Here is a 3,603-nt window from a genome sequence, read left to right on the forward strand (position 1 = left end):
GTGCTGCTGGGGCTGGGGACGAGCCCCATCCGGGTGGAGCTGCTGGAGGAGACGCGGGCCCAGGTGGTGCGGACCGACGGCGGGCAGGCGTGCACGGTGGAGCGTTGGCGGCTGCCACCAGGCGTGCGCGAAGGGGACATCCTCGTGGACGGCCGCCTGGACCCGGAGCGGACGGAGGCGCTGCGGCGCGAGGTGGCGTTGAAACGGGCCGCGCTGGCGGTTCCCCTTCCTCCGGGGCTCGAGCTGTGACGTGGCGACACCGGTATCCACGAGGGGATTGGCGTTGACGGCCCATCCAGGATGATGAACATGCGCGCGATGACGGAGTCCCTGCCCTTCCTCGAAGATGCCCAGCAGGGACTGGTGCGGCACTTCGGCCTGCCGGAGTTCCGCCCTGGACAGGCGCCCGTCATCAGCTCCGTCCTCAGCGGCCGCAACACCGTGGTGGTGATGCCCACGGGCGCGGGCAAGAGCCTGTGCTACCAGCTGCCGGCGATGCTGTTGCCGGGCATCACGCTGGTGGTGTCACCGCTCATCGCGCTGATGAAGGACCAGGTGGAGCAGCTCACCGCGAAGGGCATCGCGGCCACGTACATCAACTCGTCCCTGTCCGACGTGGAGCGGGCGGAGCGCCTGCGCAAGCTGCGCGCCCGCGAGTACAAGCTGCTCTACGTGGCGCCGGAGCGCTTCCGCAGCGCAAGCTTCCTGGAGCTGGTGTCCGGGCTGGGCGTGGAGCTGCTCGCCGTGGACGAGGCGCACTGCATCTCCCAGTGGGGCCACGACTTCCGGCCGGACTACGCGCTCTTGGGCCAGGTGCGCAAGCGGCTGCGGCCCCCGCGCACGGTGGCGCTCACCGCCACGGCGACGCCGGAGGTGCGCGAGGACATCGTCCGCGTGCTCCTGATGAAGGACCCGGCGGTGTTCGCGCAGGGGTTCGACCGGCCCAACCTCTTCCTGGACGTGGTGAACGTCAGCGGGGACGAGGAGCGCCGGGACGCGTGCGCGGGCCTGGCGGCGAAGGGCGGCGGCAGCGGCATCATCTACTGCTCCACGCGCAAGGCGGCGGAAGGGATGCACTCCGCGCTCGTCACGCGCAAGGTGAAGGCGGTGCTGTACCACGCGGGCATGGAGGACGACGCCCGCCGCCGCGCGCAGGACGACTTCATGTCCGCGAAGGAGGCCGTGGCGGTGGCCACCAACGCCTTCGGCATGGGCATCGACAAGCCGGACATCCGCTTCGTCGCGCACGCCAACATCCCCCGCGCGGTGGAGGCGTACTACCAGGAGATTGGCCGCGCGGGCCGCGACGGCAACCCCGCCACGGCGGTGCTCCTGTTCAACCACGCGGACGTGTACACGCAGGAGCGCCTCATCGAGGGCAGCCACCCGTCCGAGTCCGTGCTGGCGGACATCTGGGCGCAGCTGCAGGCCGTGGAGGAGTTCGACCGGGGCGTGCACGCGCTCGCGGGCATGGTGGGCGCCAGCGAGTTCGAGGTCTCCGCCGCCCTGAAAATCTTCGAGCGCGAAGGCAAGCTGGAGCGCGGTGGCCGGGGTGAAGGCGAGTACGGCATCACGCTGACGGACAAGGCCGCCAGCGCGCAGCCGCACGCGGCGGAGTCACAGCGGCTCCTGCGTTCGCTGCTGGAGACCTTCCCCGTGGGGCGGCAGGCCACCACGGAGCTGCCCATCCTCGCGCGGCGCACGGGGCTGACGGAGGACGACGTCCGGCACGCGCTGGGCCTTCTGGAGAAGTCGGGCGTGGTGCGGGTGCGCCGGCCGTTCGCGGGGCGCTCCATCCGCGCGCTGGAGCGCGTCCCATTCCGCGAGCTGACGGTGGACCTGTCCCGGGTGCGCGAGCAGGAGCGGCTCAACCGGCTGATGCTCAAGCGGATGGCGGACTATGCGTACACGCCGAAGTGCCGGCGCGCGTTCATCCTGCGCTACTTCGGGCAGACGGACGCGGCGGCGGTGTGCGGCAAGTGCGACCGGTGCGCGGGCAGCATGATGCCCAAGCCGTCCGGCTCCTCCTCGCGCTCCCTGCCGGCCGCGGCCGGAGCGCCGGTGATGGCGTACAGCGAGCTGGCGTCCATGGAGCTGCGCCGCTGGCGCAAGGACCTGGCAAAGGACCTGGGCGTCGCGCCCTTCATCATCTTCAATGACGCGACGCTGCTGGGGCTCTCCGCCGCGCTGCCGGTGGACCGGGAGGCCTTCCTCGCGGTGAAGGGCACCGGGGAGAGCCGCTGGGAGCGCTTCGGCCCCAAGGTGGTGGAGATCTGCCTGATGGCGCGCGCGGCGGGCCACGAGCCGCAGGCGGCGCCCGTGGCCCCGCGCATCCGCAAGGCGAAGTCGCGCAGCTAGCCCTCCGCCTCCACTCCAGAGGGGCCCACCGGGACTCTGGTAGAACCCGCCGCAGCCGCCATGTCCTCCACGCCCCCGCTCCACCGCCGCGAGTTCCTTTCCGTCCTTGGAGCCCTGTGCGCGGCGACGCTGCTCTTCTTCCACCGCCTGCTCGCCTCCGGAGGGGTCTTCTGCGAGCGGGACATGCTCCGGGTCTGTCTGCCGGCCAAGTGGCTCTGGGTCCAGGCCGTCCGCCAGTGGGAATGGCCGGACTGGACGCCCTTCAATTCGCTGGGGCAGCCCTTCGCGGGCGCCACTGTCACCGGCGCATTCCACCCCGCGAACCTGCTGGGCCTGCTGGTGGAGGGGCCGGCGATGCTCACGCTGATGGTGCTGGTCTGCTACCCCGTCGCGGCCCTGGGCACCTATGTCCTCCTGCGGCGCTGGGGCACGCGCCCGGGCGCCGCCGGGGTGGGTGCCCTGGGCTTCGCCTTTGGCGGCGCACTGGTCAGCCTCACCAACAGCCTGCCGTACCTGCAGGCCGCCATGGCGCTCCCGTGGTTGCTGGTGGCGACGGACGCGGTGCTGAAGCATGCGTCCTGGGCGGCGGCGGGCGCGGTGGGACTGGTGCTGGGCACACTCCTCTTCGCGGGAGACCCCCAGGGCTTCGCGGTGGGAGGCGCCACGGTGCTCGCGGTGGCGGCGTTCGGCCCCCTGGAAGGCGCGCCTCGCCGCAAGGTCCTCCTGGCGGCGGGGGCGGGGTTGGGGCTCGCGCTGCTCGTGAGCGCCGTGCAGCTCTGGGCCTCCGCGTCCGTCCTGCGGGAGACGTTCGCGGAGCGGCGCACCCTGGAGACGGCCGTGGTCTGGTCGACCCATCCACTGCGCCTGCTGGACATGGCGCTGGGCAATGTCTTCGCCCTGGAGCGCCCCCTGCGCGCGCCGGTGGCGGAGGGGTTGCTGGGCACGCAGGTGAACGACTTCTGGCTCCGCTCGCTCTACGTGGGCCTGCCCATGCTCTTCCTCGCGGGAGTGGCCGCTGCGAGCCGGTGGCGGGAGCGCCGGGTCCAGTTGGCGTTGGGGCTGACGGCGCTGTTCGTCCTGCTGATGTTCGGACGCCACACGCCGCTGTATGCGCTCGTCTACGAGCTGCTCCCCCCGTGGCGTCCCTTCCGCTACCCGGAGAAGCTCTCCGTGCACGTGGCCTTCTGGCTCGCGGTGCTCGCGGGGCTGGGCGCCGAGTCGCTCGTGGCGCGAGAGGCCCCGGGC

At 72.1% G+C, this 3,603-nt stretch carries 3 protein-coding genes; all 3 read left to right on the forward strand.

What is annotated here, in order from left to right; translation table 11 throughout:
• Window positions 1–249 (forward strand): DUF3006 domain-containing protein, encoded by a 249-nt coding sequence (locus D7V77_RS41020; protein WP_120581604.1) that lies wholly within the window; start codon window positions 1–3, stop codon window positions 247–249.
• Between the two features lie 51 nt (window positions 250–300).
• On the forward strand, window positions 301–2,358 hold the full coding sequence (locus tag D7V77_RS41025; protein WP_120581605.1) for an ATP-dependent DNA helicase RecQ: 2,058 nt from the start codon (window positions 301–303) through the stop codon (window positions 2,356–2,358).
• A gap of 60 nt (window positions 2,359–2,418) precedes the next feature.
• The coding region (locus D7V77_RS41030) for a hypothetical protein (protein ID WP_147452339.1) at window positions 2,419–3,603 on the forward strand (1,185 nt) is incomplete at its 3' end.

The organism is Corallococcus sp. CA041A (genome assembly GCF_003612075.1).
Taxonomy (GTDB): Bacteria; Myxococcota; Myxococcia; order Myxococcales; family Myxococcaceae; genus Corallococcus; species Corallococcus exiguus.